The sequence below is a fragment of the Bordetella genomosp. 8 genome (genome assembly GCF_002119685.1).
Taxonomy (GTDB): Bacteria; Pseudomonadota; Gammaproteobacteria; order Burkholderiales; family Burkholderiaceae_B; genus Bordetella_C.
In genome coordinates, this window is sequence record NZ_CP021108.1 from 1,576,126 (window position 1) to 1,592,785 (window position 16,660).

The window sequence follows — 16,660 nt, forward strand, 5'->3', positions numbered from 1 at the left end:
TCAGGCCGCCTTGCGCGTACGTCCGCCGGATTTCGATGCCGACTTGGCCGTCTTCGATGCGCTCTTGGCGGCGGTCTTCTTCGCTGCCTTCCTGGCGGGCGTCTTGGCCGGCGCGTCGGCCTTGGGCGCGGACCGGCCTTTCAGGCTGCGTTGCAGCAGTTCGGTCAGGTCGATCACGTTATCGCCGCCGACACTGGGCGCTTCTTCCTGCGGCTCGATCACGGTTTCGGTCTTGCCGGCCTGCACCTTCTGTTCGACCAAGGCCATGATGGCGTGGCGGAACTCGTCCTGGAAGTCGTCCGGATTCCAATCGCCGGACATGTCGTCGACCAGCATCTTGGCCATCTTCTGTTCCTGCGGGCTGGCGGCCATCGCCTTGGCGCCGACGGTGGGCAGGTCGAGATCTTCCATGGACTTGATCTCGTCGCCCCAGCGCATGAGGTTCAGGATCATCGCATCGCCCGACGGCACCAGCGCTGCCAGGTGCTGCTTGGTCTGGATCACCACCTTGGCGATACCGATCTTGCCGGTCTTGGCCAATGTGTCGCGCAGCAGCGCGTAGACCTTGTGCCCCTTGTTGATGGGGGCGATGTAGTAGGGCCGCTCCAGGTAGACGAAGGAAAGCTGGTCCGCCGGCACGAAGCGCTGGATTTCGATGGTCTGCGTGGTGCGCGGGTAGGCTTCGGCGATCTCTTCCGGCGAAATGATGACGTACTTGCCGTCTTCGTATTCGACGCCCTTGACGATGTTGTCGCGGTCGATTTCGCGGCCGGTGCGCTTGTTGATGCGCTTGTAGCCCACCGGGTCCATGCTGCGCTTGTCCAGCCAGTCGAAGTCGACGCCCGACTCGACGGCGGCGGTATGCAGGCCCACCGGGATGTTCACCAGCCCGAATGAAATGGCGCCTTTCCAGATCGTTCTTGACGAGGCCATGGCAGTTCCTTTTTCGGCGAGCGCGCGTACCCGCCGCGCGCTGTTTTTTGGCGCGTAGCAACTGTCATGCCAGGAACTCGGACGGCTTCCCGGGAGGCGCGGCGTTTCAGAACGCCACGGCGTGGCTGCCTTTCAGGCCCAGCATGGCGCGCGCCTCGTCGGGACTGGCGATCTCCAGGGACAGCGCTTCCAGGATGCCGCGGATCTTCAGGACCTGCTCCGCGCAGGATGTGGCCAACTGGCCCTTGGACAGGTAAAGGCTGTCCTCCAGGCCCACGCGCACATTGCCGCCGAGGATGGCGCCCATGGTGACCAGGGGCATCTGGTGCCGGCCTGCGCCGAGCACCGAAAACCGATAGCCGTCGCGCCCGAACAGGCGGTCCGCGGTGGTGCGCATGGTGGCGACGTTTTCCGGATCCGGACCCAGGCCGCCCAGGATGCCGAAGATGGCCTGGATGAACAGCGGCCCCCGCACCAGGCCCTCGTCGACGAAGTGCGCCAGGTTGTACAGATGGCCCATGTCGTAGCACTCGAACTCGAAGCGGGTGCCGCAGTCGTCTCCCAGCACCTTCAGGATGTGCCGGATATCGCGGAAGGTGTTGCGGAAGATCAGGTCCTCCATGCCTTCGATATAGGGTTTTTCCCAGTCGTGGCGCCACGCCGCGATGCGCCGCGCGGCTGGATGGATGGAAAAGTTCATCGATCCCATGTTCAGGGAGCACATCTCAGGCTTGGCGCGCAAGGGATAGGCCAGGCGCTCTTCCAGCGTCATGCGCGTGCTGCCGCCGGTGGTGATGTTGATCACCGCGTCGGTGGCGTCGCGGATGCGGGGCACGAACGCGTCGAACACCGCCGGATCGGATGTGGGCCGGCCGTCGCGCGGATCGCGCGCATGCAGGTGCAGGATCGCCGCGCCGGCTTCCGCCGCTTCGATGGCCTGCGCGGCGATCTGGTCGGGCGTCAGGGGCAGGTGCGGCGACATTGTCGGCGTGTGCACGGAGCCGGTAACCGCGCAGGAGATGATGACCTTGTCTTGGCGGGTTTTCATGGGAAGGATCTTCGATGTGGGTGGGCGTTATGTGCGATGGGTGGATGTATGGGTGCGTTCATGGGTTGAACCCAGGCGCCGGCGCGGCGGGCTACACCGCCAGCCATTGCGAGACGATTTCGTCGTTAGCGCTCAGCGCGTCTGGCGTGCCTTCGAATACCACGCGGCCGTGTCCCATCACGCAGACGCGCGTGGACACCTTCAGCGCGATGGTCAGCTTCTGTTCGACCAGCAGCACCGACACGCCCTTGCGATGCATGTCGCGTATACATTCGCCCACTTGCGCGACGATCTTCGGCGCAAGGCCTTCCGTGGGCTCGTCGATCAGGATGACCAGCGGGTTGCCCAGCAGCGACCGGCAGATGGTCAGCATCTGCTGCTCGCCGCCCGACATGCTGCCCGCCTTGGCGTTGCGCCGTTCCTTCAACCGCGGGAAATAGTCGAACATCTGTTCGACCGTCCAGCGATGGGCCCCGGCCGCCGGCGGCTGCTCGCCCATGCGCAGGTTTTCGTCCACCGTCAGGTTGGCGAAGACCTCGCGTTCTTCCGGCACGTAGGCGATGCCGGCCCGGCAGATGGCATACGGGCGCGCGCCCGCCAGTTCGCGTCCGCGCAGGCGGACATGGCCGGAGGTCGGCGCCACGAGGCCCATGATGGTTTTCATGGTGGTCGAACGCCCGGAACCGTTGCGGCCCACCAGGCTGACCACTTCGTCCTGTCCGACCCGCAGGTCGACGCCTTGCAGGACATGGCTTTTGCCGTAGTGCGCGTGCAGGTCGCGCACGTCCAGCAGTGGCGTGGCGGTGTCGTTCATGCGATGGCCTCGTCGCCCAGGTAAGCTTCGCGCACGGCGGCGTGCGCCCGGATTTCGTCAGGTGTGCCGGTGGCGATGATCTGGCCGTACACCAGCACGCTGATGCGGTCGCTCAGCGAAAACACCACGTCCATGTCGTGTTCGACGATCACCAGCGTGCGGCCGGCGGCGGCTACGCGGATCAACTGCGCGGTGTAGGCGGTCTCTTCGTTGGACATGCCGGCCATCGGTTCATCCAGCAGGATCAGGCGCGGATCGGACGCCAGCGTCATGGCGATTTCCAGCGAACGTTGTTCGGAATAGGCCATCTCGCCAGCCAAGGTATAGGCGCGCGGCGTCAGGCGCACCAGTTCCAGCAGGCGCTCGGTTTCCTGGCGGACGCGGCGGTCGCGGTCGATGAAGCGCCAGAAGGCGTATTGCGTGCCGTGGGCGCGCATCACCGCCAGCCGCACGTTCTCGAAGGTGCTCAGCCTGGGAAAGATGTTGGTGATCTGGAATGATCGCGACAGGCCTCGCCGGTTGATGGCCTGCGGCGTCTGGCCGCCGATCTCGCGGCCCTGGAACAGGATGCTGCCGGATGTGGGCGCAAGCTGCCCGGATACCAGATGGAATAACGTCGATTTGCCGGCGCCGTTCGGACCGATCAGCGCGTGCCGTTCGCCCGGTTCGATGTCCAGGTCCACGCCGCGGATGATTTCCGTGACGCCGAAGGATTTGCGCAGGTCGCGGATGCGAAGTATAGGATCGCTCATGCCAGCTCCTTGCGGCCCTGCCCGCGCGCTGCGGCGGACTCGGCTGGAATGGCCGGAGTGGGCGGGGTGGGTGGGGTCGCGGAGGTGGCCGCCTGCGTTGGCGGTGCCTCCGGTGCCGGCCGCGCACGCCGGACGAACAGCCCGGCGAGGCCGCGTGGCAGGAACATCATCACGATGACGAAAAGAATGCCCTGGTAGAGCAGCCAGGAACGGGTCAGGTCCGACACCGCGTAGCCGAAGAAGGTCATCAGCGAGGCGCCGAACGCGGGCCCCAGGAACACGCCGACGCCGCCGATATAGGTATTGAGAACGGCCGCCGCCGACAAGGCGGGATCGAACACCACGTAGTTGGCGGACTCGTTGGACAGCACCTGCAGGCCGCCCGCCATGCCGGCGAACATCGCCGATATGGCGAATACCAGGGTGCGCAGCCCGTGCACGTTGTAGCCCAGGAATTTCAGCCGATGGTTGTTTTCCCGCAGGCCCAACGTCAGGCGCCCCAGCGGCGTGCGTGTGTACAGGTACAGCAGCAGCATGGCCAGCAGCACCCACGCCAGGGTCAGGTAGTACACCTGCGTGGTCGAGCCGAAGTCCAGGCCCCAGGCGGGCATGCGCATCGTCGAAATGCCGGCTTCGCCGCCGAACGTCCCCTTCAGGTGCGGCGCCAGGGAATGCACCAGCTCGGCGATGGCCAGCGTGATCATGGCGAAGTAGGTGCCGCTGCGCTGGGTGGCGAACCAGCCGGCGATGCCGCCGAACACCAGCCCGCCGAAGGCGCCGGCCAGCGGCATCAGGGGCGTGGGCAGCAGGCCGTTGCCACCCAGTGCGTTCATCGCATGCACGGTGGCGAAGGCGCCGACGCCGAAGTAAGCCGCGTGGCCGAAGGACAGCATGCCCGCCTGCCCGCACAGCAGGTTGTAGGCGGTGGCGAACAGCGCGGCTATCAGCATCTGGATGGCGGCATTCAGCAGCCCCTGCGAAAGCAGGTAAGGCAGCGCGGCCAGCACGGCCGTGCCCGCCAGGCAGGCCAGGACGGTTTTCTTCATCGCGTCATTCCTTGTCGCCCGTCATTCTTTATCCCCCATCAGCCCGCCGGGCCGCACCAGCAGGATCAGCAGCATCAGCGCGAAGGGCAGGGTCGCCGCCAGGCTGGACAGGCTCAGTGTCATCAGGCCGCCTACGCCGCGTGCCCAGTCGCCCAGGCCCACCAGCCCCAGCAGGTCGGCCAGGCTGCCATCCACCGCCACGGCCAGCGAGGTGATGACGCCGATCAGCAAGGACGCCAGCATCGCCCCGACCAGGGACCCCAGGCCGCCCACGACGACCACCACGAAGACCATCACGCCCAGTTCCAGCGCCATGTTCGGATTGGTGGTGTAGAAGGCGCCGGCCACCGCGCCGGCCAGGCCTGCCAGCGCCGCGCCCGCGCCGAACACGCCCATGAAGACCAGCGGAACGTTGTGTCCCAGGGCCTCCGCCATGCGCGGCTTGTGGATGGCCGAACGCACCACGATGCCCACCCGCGTGCGCGTCAGCACCAGGTAGATGGCGGCGAACATCGCCAGCGCGATGCCGCCCATCAATATCCGGTACGCCGGATATTGCGTGCCGCCGATACTGAAGGCGGAAAAGTCCAGCGAAGGCGGAACCCGATAGTCCACCGGGAAGTTGCCGTAGATCAGCTTGATCACCTCGGCGATGATGAAGGACAGGCCGAAGGTCAGCAGAAGCTCATGCGCGTGGCCGTGATGATGGACGCGACGCAGGAACCAGCGCTCGACCACCACGCCCACCAGCCCGACCAGCAGCGGCGAAACGATCACTGCCGGCCAGAAGCCGATCGCGCCCTGCAGGGTATAGGCGAAGTAGGCCCCCAGCATGTAGAAGGACGCATGGGCGAAGTTCAGCACGCCCATCATGCCGAAGATCAGCGTCAGCCCGGCCGACACCATGAACAGCAGCAATCCGTAAATGATGCCGTTCAGAAGGGAAAAGACGATCTGCTCCATGGGATGGACGCGCCGCGGTCAGCCGGGCCGTTTCATCTTGCAGCTGGCCTGCGCGGGCGTGGATGCTTCCTGCGCCGTCAGCAGCAGCACCGGCTTGAAGCCCATGTCGGTGTTGTCGACCTTGTACCTGGCGTCGCGCGCGACGGTGGAGACCACCATCGGCAATTGCGCCTGGTGGTCCGCGGCGCGCATGCTCATCTCGCCCATGGGCGTGGCGATGCGCGCGTTTTCCAGGTTCGTGGCGAAGGCGTTGACGTTCAGCGCGCCCTTGCTGGCCGGTGTGCGCTTGAGCGCATCGGCCACCATCATCATGCCGTAGTAGGTCTGCGGCTCGACGAAGACCGGCACATGGCCGGTCTTGGCCTTGTAGTCGTCGACGAATTTCACGGCGTCGGCGCCGCCGGCTTCGGCGTTGAAGGTGTGCGCCACGAAATTGCCCAGCGCCAGGTCGCCCGCGTTGGCCAGGTTGCCGGGCTGGTCCAGATAGACGGTGCCATAGCGCGCCTTCAGGCCGGCCGCCTTCGACGCCTTCATGAGCAGCAGCAGGTCATTGGACCAGTTGCCCGTGATGACGGTATCGGCGCCAGACGCGGAAATCTTTGCGACGTAGGGCGCGAAGTCCTGGATCTTGTTGACGTCGTGCAGGGTTTTTTCCACCACCGTGTAGCCGCCCAGCTTCTGGTCGTCGACGATGGCCTGCTCCATGTCCTGGCCCCAGGAATAGTTCTGGTTGATGGCGTAGACCTTGGTGCCCAGCGCATTGGCCTTCTTCATGCCTTCGATCAGCGACTTGGTGCGGACCTGCGCATTGCCGGCGAAGCGGAAATGGTAGAAGTTGCATTTCTCGCCGGTCAGGTCCAGCGCTTCGGCGCCCATGTTGACGTAGACCATCTCCTTGCCGGGGTTGCGCATGTTGTACTTGCGCACGTCCTCGGTGATCTGTCCGCCGATTGCCGAGGACGCTCCCTGCACGACGATCTGCACGCCGTCGGCCGCCGCGGCCTTCAGCTTGTCCGCCGCGCCGGCCGGGCCGCCCTGGTTGTCGTATTCCAGCAGCTGCACCGGTTCGCCGTTCCAGCCGCCTGCCGCATTAATCTGGTCGATGGCGTAGCGCACCGCCGAGCGGTAGGTCTGGCCGGTGGAAGCCTGCGGTCCGGACAGCGTTTCCACCAGGCCTATTTTCACCGGCGCGGCCAGCGCCGGCGTGGCGCCGCACAGGGCCAGGATCGCAGCCACCGTGGCGGCGGGAAACTGGAAGTGGTTCATGGTTTGTCTCCTCGTTTTTCGATTGGGTGGGGCCGCGGACGTGCCGCGCGGCGTGCTAGAGATACTCCATGTTGCCGTCCACGCTGATGGCCTGGCCGCTGATGTTGCGCGCGGCCGGTGAACACAGGAAAAGCGCCATGGCCGCGACGTCGTCGGTCGTCACCATGCGGCGCAGCGAAATCTTGCCCAGGTATTCCTGCCGCATGTCCTCCAGCGACACGCCGGCCGCGGCGGCCCGGGCGCCCATCACGGCCGTCATGCGTTCGCCTTCCACCGTGCCGGGCAGGATCGCGTTGACCCGGACGCCGTGCGGCCCCAGTTCGATGGCCAGGGATTTCATCATTCCCACGATGGCCCATTTGGTGGACGCGTAGGGCGTGCGCAGGGCATAGCCCAGGCGGCCCGCCACCGAGCTCATGGCGATCAGGCAGGGGTCGTGGGGGGATTCCTTCAGCAGTGGAACGGCGCGCGATGCGAAGTAGAAGTGGCTGTTCAGGTTGACGCCGATCGTCCGTTCCCAATCCGCGGCCCGCAGCTGTTCCACCGGGCCGGTCGGGCCGGCGATGCCGACGTTGTTCACCAGCACGTCCAGTCCGCCCAGCGCATTCCTGACGTCGTCGAAGACGGTGTCCACGTCCCTGGCCAGGGACGCGTCGGCCGTGCTGGTGGTGACCCCCGGCGCTTCGGCGGCCAGCCTGTCCAGGGCGTTCCGGTCGATGTCGCAGACGTGGACGCGGGCCCCGGCTTCGCGGAAGGCGCGGACCACCGCCGCGCCGATGCCGGACGCGCCCGCGCTGATCAATACCCGCAGTCCCGCGACCGGGCGCAAGGAATCCAGGACGCTCGTAGTCACTGTTTGTCTCCTGCCATTCTTGGAATGGAGCCAGTTTCCAGGAAAGCGTCCGAGGAAACCATGTGCGATTCCGCTATAAGAAGCGGGATGTTGATATGATGTTTGCACATTATTCGGGGTGCGATGCCATGGGCCATGGATCAGTGGAAAGCGGACAGGCAGGGCAGGCGCCCACCCTGGGCGTGGATGCCGTGGCCACCGAACTGGTCGGCCTGCTGCACGCCAACGCCCCGGGGACCGAGTTCGCCGCACGCCTGGCGGCCCTGGAGGCCCTGCCCGATGCCATGCACCAGAAAACCGGCCTGATCGAGCTGGTCCGCATGGCGATGGCGCTGCGCAACCGGCTCGACCTGCACGAGCAGCGCGAGCGCGGGATGCTTGCCGTGACGGAGTCGGCCCAGGACCTGGCCAGCCGGCTGCACCTTTCCGAGCTGCTCAAGGCCGTTGCGGCGCGTGCCCGCGATCTCTTGCGGGCGCACCTGTGCTGGCTGTCCGTCTACGACGCCGAAAGCGGGGAATTCAAGGCCCTGGTGGCCGACGGCGCGATCACGCAGCGCACTGGCAGGATGACCGCCAGGCGCGAGCTCGGCGTCGCCGGTGTGGTCATGTCCACGCGGCTGCCTTTTTCCACGCCGGATTATCTGAACGACGACCGTTTCATCCATGACGCCGAGCTGGACGACATTTTCCGGGGCGAGGGCGTGGGGGCCGTGGTCGGCGCGCCGCTGATCTGGGACGACGAGGTGATCGGCCTGCTGTTCGTGGCGGATCGCTACCATCGCACCCATACCGCGCTGAACGTCTCCATCCTGTGCACCCTGGCCACACACGCGGCGGTCGCCATCAACAACGCCAAGGCCTTCGCCGACGCCCAGGCCGCCCTGGAGAAGGCCCGCCAGGCGCGCGCGGAGCTGGAGGAACACGCGCGCGACGTGCAGGACGCGGTGGAAGCGCACGAGCGGCTGACCTCGCTGCTGGCGCGTGGCGCGTCGCTGGGCGAACTCTGCCGGGACGTCGCCCAGCTGCTGCAAGGCAGCGTCCTGGTGCTGGACGAGGCCCAGCACGTGATCGTCCGCGCCACGGCGCCTGGCTACCAGGGCAGGGCGGCCGATGCCTACGATCCCTACGGACCTTACGGCGCGGCGATCGCTCAGGCCTTGCGGGACAGTCGCCGCGCCGGCCGTTCGGCCATCGCCTATGAAAGCGACGGCGAACTCTGCCGTGCCATCGCCGTGATCGGTGGCGATGGCATCGTCGGCGCCATGCTGCTGTTCCGGCGAGAGGACATGCGCGATATCTCCATCCGCACCTTCGAGAGAAGCTCCAGCGTCATCGGCATCGTGCTGTTGTCGCAGGATCGCCTGGAAGCCACCAAGAGCCGCGATGTGTCGCAGCTGCTGCAATCGCTGATATCGCCCCGCCAGGGCGAACCCGCGCTGACGCGCGACCGCGCCGAGCGCTTCGGCCTGGATCTGGCGCGGCCCCTGTCGCTGTTGCTGGTGCAGTCGCTGGTCGAGCCGGATGGGCGCGATGCCATCTTCCTGGCACGGCGGGCGCGCCAGGGACTCGATATGCCGGGCGTCGTCATGGACGATGTCGATGGCGTTCTGGTGCTGGTGTGCGGGGCGGAAGATGTGGCGCCGGTGCGGCGCGCGTTCGCCGATTTCGCCCGCCGCGAACTGGGCGACGCCTACCTGGGCGTGCTGTCGCGGCCGGTGGCCAGCGCCGCCGATATGCCGGCCGTCCATGCCGCATTGCGGCGCGCGCTTGCCGTGGCCGGACGCCTGGGCATGCGCGGCCGCGTCCTTGCCCAGCACGAATTGGCGCTCTATTCCGCCTTGTTCGAAAGCCAGGATCGCGCCGGCCTGCGGGCTTTCCTGGACGCCGCCATCGGTCCCGTCATCGACCACGACCGCAAGCGCGGCACGGAGCTGGCGGCCACGCTGCTGGCGTTCTTCGATCACCATCAGAACGCGACGGCCACGGCCAGTGCCCTGGACCTGCATGTGAACACCGTGCGCCAGCGCCTGGCCAGCGTGGAAGCCCTGATGGCGGATTGGCGCGACCCCGCCCGCGCACTGGAGATCCACGTCGCGCTGCGGCTGTGGCGCGTCGGGATGGCCGACGATCGGACGCTATCGCCAGCCCCTTAGCGCGGCAACCGCGGTCATGCGCGCAACGAGCGCTCGGGCGCCATCGCCGCCGACCGCTATCGCAGCATTTCCAGCGTCCGCGCCAGGTCTTCCACCGTGTAGGGCTTGAGCAGATGCACGGCATCTTCCAGCTGGCCGCTGCCGGCTTCCGCGCCCGCGTCGTGGCCGGAGGCAAAGACCACGCGCAGGTCGGGCTGGCGCTGCCGCGCCTGCGCCGCCAGTTCGACGCCCGACACGCCCGGCAGGCCGATGTCGGTCATCAGCACATCGATACTGTCGCTGTTGAGAGCCGCCAGGGCGGCCGATGCATGCTCGGTGGGCACGACGGTATGGCCCAATGCTTCCAGCATTTCGGCCGTGCTGGAGCGGATCAGGCCGTCGTCTTCCACCAGCAGCACGCGCAGCGGGATGGCCGCCGCGCCATCGCGCCGGGCCGCCGGCAGCGGCAGGCTGCGCTGCCGCGCTTCGTTGACCACGTTGCGCTGCTGCTGGTTGCGCAGCACGTGGCGCAGCTTGCGCGCTAGTGCCTCGCGTGTATAGGGCTTGCTGAGCAGGTCTATGCCCTCATGCAGGCGGCCGCCGTGCACGATGGCGTTTTCGGTATACCCGGACGTGAACAGCACCGCCACATTGGGCAGGCGTTCGCGCGTTTTGCGGGCCAGCTCGGGGCTGCGCAGCGGGCCGGGCATGACCACATCGGTGAACAGCAGATCGATGGGCACGCCGCTCTCGACGATCGCCAGCGCGCTCTGCGCGTCCTTGGCCTTGAGCACGCTATAGCCCAGTTCCGACAACATATCGACGACCGTGGTGCGGACTTCCTCGTCGTCTTCCACGGCCAGGATCGTCTCGGTACCGCCGGCGATGGGACCGGTGTCCAACTCGGTCGCCAGGTCCTCTGGCTGCTTTTCGCGCGGCAGGTACAGGCGCACCGTCGTGCCCTGGCGCGGTTCGCTGTAGATCTTGATGTGGCCGTTGGACTGCTTGATGAAGCCGTACACCATGCTCAATCCCAGGCCGGTGCCGCGGCCTTCGGGCTTGGTGGTGAAGAAGGGCTCGAAGACGTGTTCGAGCACTTCGGGCGGCATGCCTTCGCCGGTGTCGGTCACGGCCACCATGACGTACTGGCCCGGCGTCACGTCGGCATGGCGCATGGCATAGTCGTCGTCCAGCAGCGCGTTGCCGGCCTCGATGGTCAGCTTGCCGTGCCCCTGCATCGCGTCGCGCGCATTGATCGCCAGGTTCAGCAGCGCGTTTTCCACCTGCGAAGGATCGACCAGCGTATTCCACAGGCCACCCGAAATAATGGTTTCGATCTCGATGCCGTCGCCCAGCGCGCGGCGCAACATGTCGTCCATGCCGCGTACGAAGCGGCCCAGGTTCACCACCTTGGGCGCCAGCGGCTGCCTGCGTCCGAAGGCCAGCAGCTGCGACGCCAGCTTGGCGCCGCGCGACACGCTGGTCAGCGCGTTGCGCACGCGCTTTTCGGCGCGTTCGTTGCCGACGGTGTCGATGGCCAGCAATTGCAGATTCCCGCCGATGACCTGCAGCAGGTTGTTGAAGTCGTGCGCCACGCCACCGGTCAATTTGCCCACGGCTTCCATCTTCTGGGCCATGCGCAGCGCTTCCTCGGTCTGGCGCAGGGTTTCGGCGGCTTCCTTGTCCGCCGTGACGTCGCGGCCGACCCCATGCACCGTGCCGTGCTCCGGATCCGGGGAAAGCGTCCAGGCGATCCAGCGCCATAGTCCGGCTTCGGTGCGCATGCGGCATTCGAAAGTGACCGACCTGCCATCGGCGCGCAAGGCCTTCAACGCGCCGGCAGCCACCGGATAGTCGTCGGGATGCACCAGGTCGCGGTAAGGCCTGGACGCCAACGTTTCGCGGCGGTGTCCCAGCACGCGGGTCCAGGAAGGACTGGCGCGCAGCAGATTCCCGTCATAGTCGCCGATGGCCAGCAGGTCTTCGCTCAGCTCCCACAGGCGCTCCTGCTCGGCGACGGCCTCGGCAACGCGCAGTTCGAGGGTTTCGTTCAGCTGCCGCAGCGCCTGTTCGGCGCGGCTGCGCTGGGCGATCTCGTTCTGCGCCGCCTGGTACAGGCCGGCATTGTCGATGGCGATCGCGGCCTGGGCCGCGATGCCGACGGCCAGCCGTTCGGCGGCGGCATCGAACATGCCAGGCTCGGGATGGCCGAAGAACAGGCCGCCCAGGACTTCGCCATTGCGCGAATGCACGGGCACGGCCATATAGCTGCGCACGGGCAGATGTCCCGCCGGCATGCCATGGTGGGGGGCGTTGTGGCCGTAGCGCGGATCCTGTGTGATGTCGTCGGACCGGACGATGCCTTCGCCGCGGAAGGTCGGGCCGAATACCGCGGTGTTGCGCGGCATCTGGAAGCCTTCGAACAGGTCCCTGGACGCACCGGACAAGGTGTACAGCGTGTAGCGTTCGCCGGCTTCGTCCAGCAGGTTATAGAAGAACGCGCCGAAAGCAGCGCCCGTCAATTCCGTCGCGGCGTCGGTCACGACCTGCACCGCGCGGCCCAGGTCCAGTTCGGCGGCGATCGTGGTGCCGACGCGGTTCAGGACTTCGAGGATGCGCGCGTCTTCCTTGATCTGGCGCGCCGTGTCCTGGCGCAGCCGGTACATCTGGACGTTGCTGGCCACGCGCGCCAGCAGCTCGCGCGCGGAGAACGGCTTGGTCAGGTAATCGTCGGCGCCCGCGCTCAGGCCTTCCACGCGCGCTTCTTCGCCGGCGCGCGCCGACATCAGCAGCACCGGGATATCGCGCAGCTGAGGGTCGCCACGCACGGCCGCCAGCAGGCCGAAGCCGTCCAGTCCCGGCATCATGATGTCGGAAAGAATCAGGCTGGGTGGCTGGCGGCGCGCCGCCGCCAGTGCGTCGTTGCCGTCCACCGAGACCTCGACCCGATAGCCGGCGGAGCTCAGCATGCGTCGCACGTAATCGCGCAGGTCGGCGTTGTCGTCGACCACCAGCACCCGCTCGCCGTCGCTGGTCTTGGCAATATCGGCATCGAGCACGGTGGATAGCGTCGGTCCGGCCTCGCCTTCCGGCACCCAACGCAGGGCATCGGCGACGTAGGCCTGAGCATTGACGCTGGTGCCGCGGCCGGCGTCGCCGTGGCCGGCCGCATCCGGCTGGACACCGTCCGCGGCGCGCGCCGCGCCCAGCGGCACGCGGACCGTGAACTGCGTGCCTTCGCCCAGCTGGCTTTGCACGTCTATCGTGCCGCCATGCATCCGTACCAGTTCCTGCACCAGCGCCAGGCCGATGCCGCTGCCTTCGATACTGCGGCCCACCGCGCCGCTGACGCGGTGGAAACGGTCGAAGATGTGCGGCAGCTCATGCGTGGGAATGCCGATGCCGCTATCGCGCACGCGCATTTCCGCGGCGGTGCCATCGACGGTCGGGCGCAGCTCGATGCGGATTTCGCCATCGAACGTGAACTTGAACGCGTTGGAGAGCAGGTTCAGGACGATCTTTTCCCACATCTCGCGATCGACGTACACCGCCGCCGGCAGCGGCGGGCAGTCGACCACCAGCTTCAGTCCCGCGCGGTCGGTCGCGGAGCGGAACAGCGACGCCAGCTCGGCGGTCAGCGCCGCCAGGTCGGTGGGCTGGTACTTGGCCTGCACGCGCCCCGCTTCGATACGGGAGAAGTCCAGCAGGCTGTTGACCAGCTTGAGCAGGCGCAGGCCGTTGCGATAGGTCAGGTCCAGCAGCGGACGCTGGCCGTCGTCCTCATGGGCCCTTTGCAGCAATTCCTCCAGCGGGCCCAGCATCAGGGTCAGCGGCGTGCGGAACTCGTGGCTGATATTGGAAAAGAAGGTGGTCTTGGCCAGGTCGATCTGTTCCAGCGCCCGCGCGCGGCGGCGTTCTTCCTGGTAGGCATGCGCATAGGCGATGGCCGCGCTGACCTGTCCGGCCACCAGGTTCAGGAAGCCTCGATAGTCATCGTCGAACAGGCGGTAGGGATTCAACCCCACGATGAGTACGCCCGCCCGGCCGCCATCGCCGGTGGGTGAAACCGGCAGCAGCGCCGCCCTGGACGGCGTGTGCCGCCACGGGCCGGAAGGCAAGCTGTCGCCGAAGCGCTCGGCAAGGTCGTTCAGGACCACCAGGCCCTCGCGCCGGAGGGAGTCGTCGATCGGCCATGGCGCGTCCGGATCGGCCTGCATCGAGGCCGGCGCGGCGGGATGGCCGTCCTCGATGCCGCTGCTGCCGACCAGCGTGACCATGTCGCTGCCGGCCTCGGCGATGTAAAGCATGGCAAAGGGGATATCGTAGGGATCCAGCCCCAAGGCGCGCGTGGCCAGCCGGCAGGCCTCGTCCCAGCTGTGCGCCTGGGTGGTCGACGCGGCCAGTTCGCGCAGCAGGCGGATCTGGCGCGCCGTGATGACGCGGGCCGTATCGTCGCTGTTGGCGCAGATGATGCCGCCCGCGGTGCCGTCGTCGAGCGGGATGGGGCTGTACGAAAAGGTGTAATAGGTTTCTTCCGGGTAGCCGTTACGCTCCATCAGGAGAAACTTTTCCTCGACGTAGGTGCCCTCCATGCCGCCCATGGCGGTGCGCAGCAGCGGCTCGATGTCGCCCCAGATCTCCTTCCAGACCTCGATGGTGGGGAGGCCCAGGGCGGCCGGATGCTTGCCGCCGATGATGCTCTTGTAGGGGTCGTTGTAGAAGAAGATCAGTTCTTCGCCCCAGCCTATCCAGATAGGCTGGCGAGAGGCCAGCATGATCCGTATGGCCGTCCGCAGGCTTTGCGGCCACTGCGCGGGCTCGCCCAGCGATGTGGCGGCCCAATCGTGAGCGCGAATCAAGGCGCCCATTTCGCCGCCACCGGCCAGGAACGACGGCGCCGGATCATCGTGCGGGGAACTGGGGTCCAGAGGCTGCTGCTCCATCTTGCTTTCCACTCCTGGCCGCTTTGGGAAATTGTTATGGCAGAGCAAGAGCCGACGCGCCTCTGCCGACAGCCAGTGAATATACCAGGAGCCACAGCCGCGCATATGGTCATGCCGACGAAGTATTTCCTGCCGCGATGCCTCGCTGGCACCATCCATGGCCTATGAGCATGTTGATGATGGTCGGCAGCCCGTCCGGCAAGTCCCGTTCCTCGGCGTTGTCGCGCCACGTCGCCAGCCGCCTGGCGGAGCGCGGCATTGCCGTGGGCGAAGCGGGCTTGGACGACATCCCGGCCGAGGCGCTGATCGGCGGACACTACGACAGTCCCGCGGCGCACGCCTTGCGCGGACGCGTGGACTCGGCGCAGGCCGTGCTGATTTCCACCCCCGTGTACAAGGCGTCGTTCGCCGGAGGCCTGAAAGCGGTGCTCGATCTGCTGGACGAGAAAGCACTCGCCGACAAACTGGTGCTGCCGATCGCGACCGGCGGTAGCCCGGCCCATCTGCTCGCCCTGGAGTACAGCCTCAAGCCGGTGCTGTCCGCGCTTGGCGCGCGCCATATCCTGGCTGGCGTTTTTGCGACCGACAAGCAGGTCAGCTTCGACGAGCAGGGCAGGGTCTTGATTGATGCCGATGTTCGGCGGCGGCTGGACGAAGCGGCGGAGAAGCTGCTGAAGTATCTGGCGCCCGCGCGGCCGTGGCCGGGGCCGGAGGCCGTGTCCCTGGGGCCGTTGGCCTGCTCTGGCCGACTGGGGATATAGGCGCCGCGACATGCTCCGCCATGGTGTCCATCATTTCGTATTCGTAGGGATGTATGAACATGGCGATACGCTCCCAACCAGGTCATGTTGGATGACGCCATTCTTCCACCGGAGCGCGCGCGCCGCCACCGCTGATACGGCATACCGATATGCGCGATATGTCGTTGCCGTCCGCGAGCCGATCAATAGAATCGAATCATCACGACCCGATCGCATGCGCGGTTCTCGCATCTGGAGTCTCCATGAGCATTCTTGCCTTGACCGGAAGTCCTTCATCCCGATGTCTGTCGTCCGCATTGACGCGCCGCGCCGCCGCGCTGCTGCGCGAGCGAGGCCAGCGCGTCGATATCCTTGGCGTAGACAACCTGCCCGCCGAAGACCTGATCCAGGCGCGCCATGACGGCACCGCGGCGGCAGCGTTGCGCGGGTGGGTGGAGCAGGCCGACGTGGTGCTCCTGGGTGCCTTCGCGCGCAACGATTGCCTGCCATGCGGCCTGATCGCCATGTTGGACCTGCTGGACTGGCCGCCGCGGCGCGGCGCCTTCGCCGGCAAGATCGTCGTACCGCTGGTGACGTGGACGTCTGGCGCGCGCCTGCTTGCCATCGAACAGAATGTAAAGACCGTGCTGTCGGCGTTGCATGCCAGCCACGTGCTGTCCGGCGTCTATGCGGCCGATACGCAGATCCGATTGAATCGCCGCGGCAATGCGGAACTGGATGGCGAGATCGACCGCCGCCTGCTAGGCCTGGTCGACGAGATCATCCGAATCGCGCGGCCATCGCGCGCCGCGTGGGACGCCGTGTCTAGGTCCGCCCAAACGGGATTCCGCGGCGCGGTTTCCCATACTCCAGCACTGGCACGCTGTGCCGTGTAGCCATTCCATCAGGAGCTCGCAGTGCCCATACAATCCATCAACGCTCGCAACCAGTTCCGCGGCAAGATCAAGGAAATCATCGAAGGCCCCGTCGTGTCCGAAGTCGACATCGACACGCCCGCGGGCATCGTGACGTCGGTCATCACGACGCGTTCCGTCCACGAGCTGGAATTGCAGGTCGGCACCGAGGTGCTGGCCTTCGTCAAGTCGACCGAGGTCTCGGTCGCCAAGTTGTAGCCCCGTGGGCGCGACGGCGGGGACGCCGGGCGCCCCC

13 protein-coding genes are annotated in these 16,660 nt (G+C 66.7%); 4 read left to right on the forward strand and 9 right to left on the reverse strand.

Going from position 1 to position 16,660, the window contains the following annotated elements; genetic code table 11:
* From ku to CAL12_RS07270, 8 genes are all read right to left on the reverse strand, one after another.
* The gene (gene ku / locus CAL12_RS07235; protein ID WP_086063874.1) at nucleotides 1-933 is read right to left on the reverse strand and encodes a non-homologous end joining protein Ku; all 933 of its coding nucleotides are present in this window, start codon (nucleotides 931-933) and stop codon (nucleotides 1-3) included.
* Between the two features lie 106 nt (nucleotides 934-1,039).
* Nucleotides 1,040-1,981, reverse strand: coding sequence for a 3-keto-5-aminohexanoate cleavage protein (locus CAL12_RS07240; protein WP_086063875.1), 942 nt, complete (start codon nucleotides 1,979-1,981; stop codon nucleotides 1,040-1,042).
* A gap of 91 nt (nucleotides 1,982-2,072) precedes the next feature.
* Complete coding sequence (locus CAL12_RS07245; protein WP_086063876.1) at nucleotides 2,073-2,795, reverse strand: ABC transporter ATP-binding protein; 723 nt, start codon at nucleotides 2,793-2,795, stop codon at nucleotides 2,073-2,075.
* Nucleotides 2,792-3,547 (reverse strand): ABC transporter ATP-binding protein, encoded by a 756-nt coding sequence (locus tag CAL12_RS07250; RefSeq protein WP_086063877.1) that lies wholly within the window; start codon nucleotides 3,545-3,547, stop codon nucleotides 2,792-2,794. Before CAL12_RS07250 ends, CAL12_RS07245 begins: the two co-directional genes overlap by 4 nt.
* Nucleotides 3,544-4,593, reverse strand: a complete 1,050-nt coding sequence (locus tag CAL12_RS07255; protein ID WP_232464729.1) for a branched-chain amino acid ABC transporter permease — start codon at nucleotides 4,591-4,593, stop codon at nucleotides 3,544-3,546. The genes CAL12_RS07250 and CAL12_RS07255 overlap by 4 nt, the downstream gene beginning before the upstream one ends.
* A gap of 21 nt (nucleotides 4,594-4,614) precedes the next feature.
* Nucleotides 4,615-5,556: a branched-chain amino acid ABC transporter permease gene (locus CAL12_RS07260; protein ID WP_086063878.1), complete on the reverse strand. Its 942-nt coding sequence runs from the start codon at nucleotides 5,554-5,556 to the stop codon at nucleotides 4,615-4,617.
* Between the two features lie 18 nt (nucleotides 5,557-5,574).
* A complete protein-coding gene (locus tag CAL12_RS07265; protein WP_086063879.1) occupies nucleotides 5,575-6,822 on the reverse strand; it encodes a branched-chain amino acid ABC transporter substrate-binding protein in 1,248 nt (415 codons plus the stop codon).
* A 55-nt stretch (nucleotides 6,823-6,877) separates the two neighbouring features.
* Nucleotides 6,878-7,675: an SDR family oxidoreductase gene (locus CAL12_RS07270; RefSeq protein ID WP_086063880.1), complete on the reverse strand. Its 798-nt coding sequence runs from the start codon at nucleotides 7,673-7,675 to the stop codon at nucleotides 6,878-6,880.
* A gap of 95 nt (nucleotides 7,676-7,770) precedes the next feature.
* Here CAL12_RS07270 and CAL12_RS07275 point away from each other — a divergent pair, with 95 nt between their 5' ends.
* Nucleotides 7,771-9,828, forward strand: coding sequence for a helix-turn-helix domain-containing protein (locus tag CAL12_RS07275; protein WP_232464730.1), 2,058 nt, complete (start codon nucleotides 7,771-7,773; stop codon nucleotides 9,826-9,828).
* A 56-nt stretch (nucleotides 9,829-9,884) separates the two neighbouring features.
* Here the strand turns inward: CAL12_RS07275 and CAL12_RS07280 are convergent, their stop codons facing one another.
* A complete protein-coding gene (locus CAL12_RS07280; protein WP_086063882.1) occupies nucleotides 9,885-14,750 on the reverse strand; it encodes a response regulator in 4,866 nt (1,621 codons plus the stop codon).
* A gap of 176 nt (nucleotides 14,751-14,926) precedes the next feature.
* On the opposite strand from CAL12_RS07280, the gene ssuE reads away from it, so the two are divergent.
* The 3 genes from ssuE (at nucleotide 14,927) to CAL12_RS07295 (ending at nucleotide 16,623) form a co-directional block, all read left to right on the forward strand.
* Nucleotides 14,927-15,511 (forward strand): NADPH-dependent FMN reductase, encoded by a 585-nt coding sequence (gene ssuE, locus CAL12_RS07285; RefSeq protein ID WP_232464731.1) that lies wholly within the window; start codon nucleotides 14,927-14,929, stop codon nucleotides 15,509-15,511.
* A gap of 242 nt (nucleotides 15,512-15,753) precedes the next feature.
* Nucleotides 15,754-16,386 carry an NAD(P)H-dependent oxidoreductase gene (locus tag CAL12_RS07290; RefSeq protein WP_157792913.1) on the forward strand — a complete coding sequence of 211 codons (633 nt, stop codon included), beginning with the start codon at nucleotides 15,754-15,756 and terminating at the stop codon, nucleotides 16,384-16,386.
* A 21-nt stretch (nucleotides 16,387-16,407) separates the two neighbouring features.
* Nucleotides 16,408-16,623: a TOBE domain-containing protein gene (locus CAL12_RS07295; protein ID WP_086063885.1), complete on the forward strand. Its 216-nt coding sequence runs from the start codon at nucleotides 16,408-16,410 to the stop codon at nucleotides 16,621-16,623.
* Nucleotides 16,624-16,660 lie beyond the last annotated feature (37 nt).

Bases quoted from the DNA above. Each gene is read 5' to 3' on its own strand.
- ku (WP_086063874.1), bottom strand. From the start codon at position 933: ATGGCCTCGTCAAGAACGATCTGGAAAGGCGCCATTTCATTCGGGCTG.
- CAL12_RS07240 (WP_086063875.1), bottom strand. From the start codon at position 1,981: ATGAAAACCCGCCAAGACAAGGTCATCATCTCCTGCGCGGTTACCGGC.
- CAL12_RS07245 (WP_086063876.1), bottom strand. From the start codon at position 2,795: ATGAACGACACCGCCACGCCACTGCTGGACGTGCGCGACCTGCACGCG.
- CAL12_RS07250 (WP_086063877.1), bottom strand. From the start codon at position 3,547: ATGAGCGATCCTATACTTCGCATCCGCGACCTGCGCAAATCCTTCGGC.
- CAL12_RS07255 (WP_232464729.1), bottom strand. From the start codon at position 4,593: ATGAAGAAAACCGTCCTGGCCTGCCTGGCGGGCACGGCCGTGCTGGCC.
- CAL12_RS07260 (WP_086063878.1), bottom strand. From the start codon at position 5,556: ATGGAGCAGATCGTCTTTTCCCTTCTGAACGGCATCATTTACGGATTG.
- CAL12_RS07265 (WP_086063879.1), bottom strand. From the start codon at position 6,822: ATGAACCACTTCCAGTTTCCCGCCGCCACGGTGGCTGCGATCCTGGCC.
- CAL12_RS07275 (WP_232464730.1), top strand. From the start codon at position 7,771: ATGATGTTTGCACATTATTCGGGGTGCGATGCCATGGGCCATGGATCA.
- CAL12_RS07280 (WP_086063882.1), bottom strand. From the start codon at position 14,750: ATGGAGCAGCAGCCTCTGGACCCCAGTTCCCCGCACGATGATCCGGCG.
- ssuE (WP_232464731.1), top strand. From the start codon at position 14,927: ATGATGGTCGGCAGCCCGTCCGGCAAGTCCCGTTCCTCGGCGTTGTCG.
- CAL12_RS07290 (WP_157792913.1), top strand. From the start codon at position 15,754: ATGAGCATTCTTGCCTTGACCGGAAGTCCTTCATCCCGATGTCTGTCG.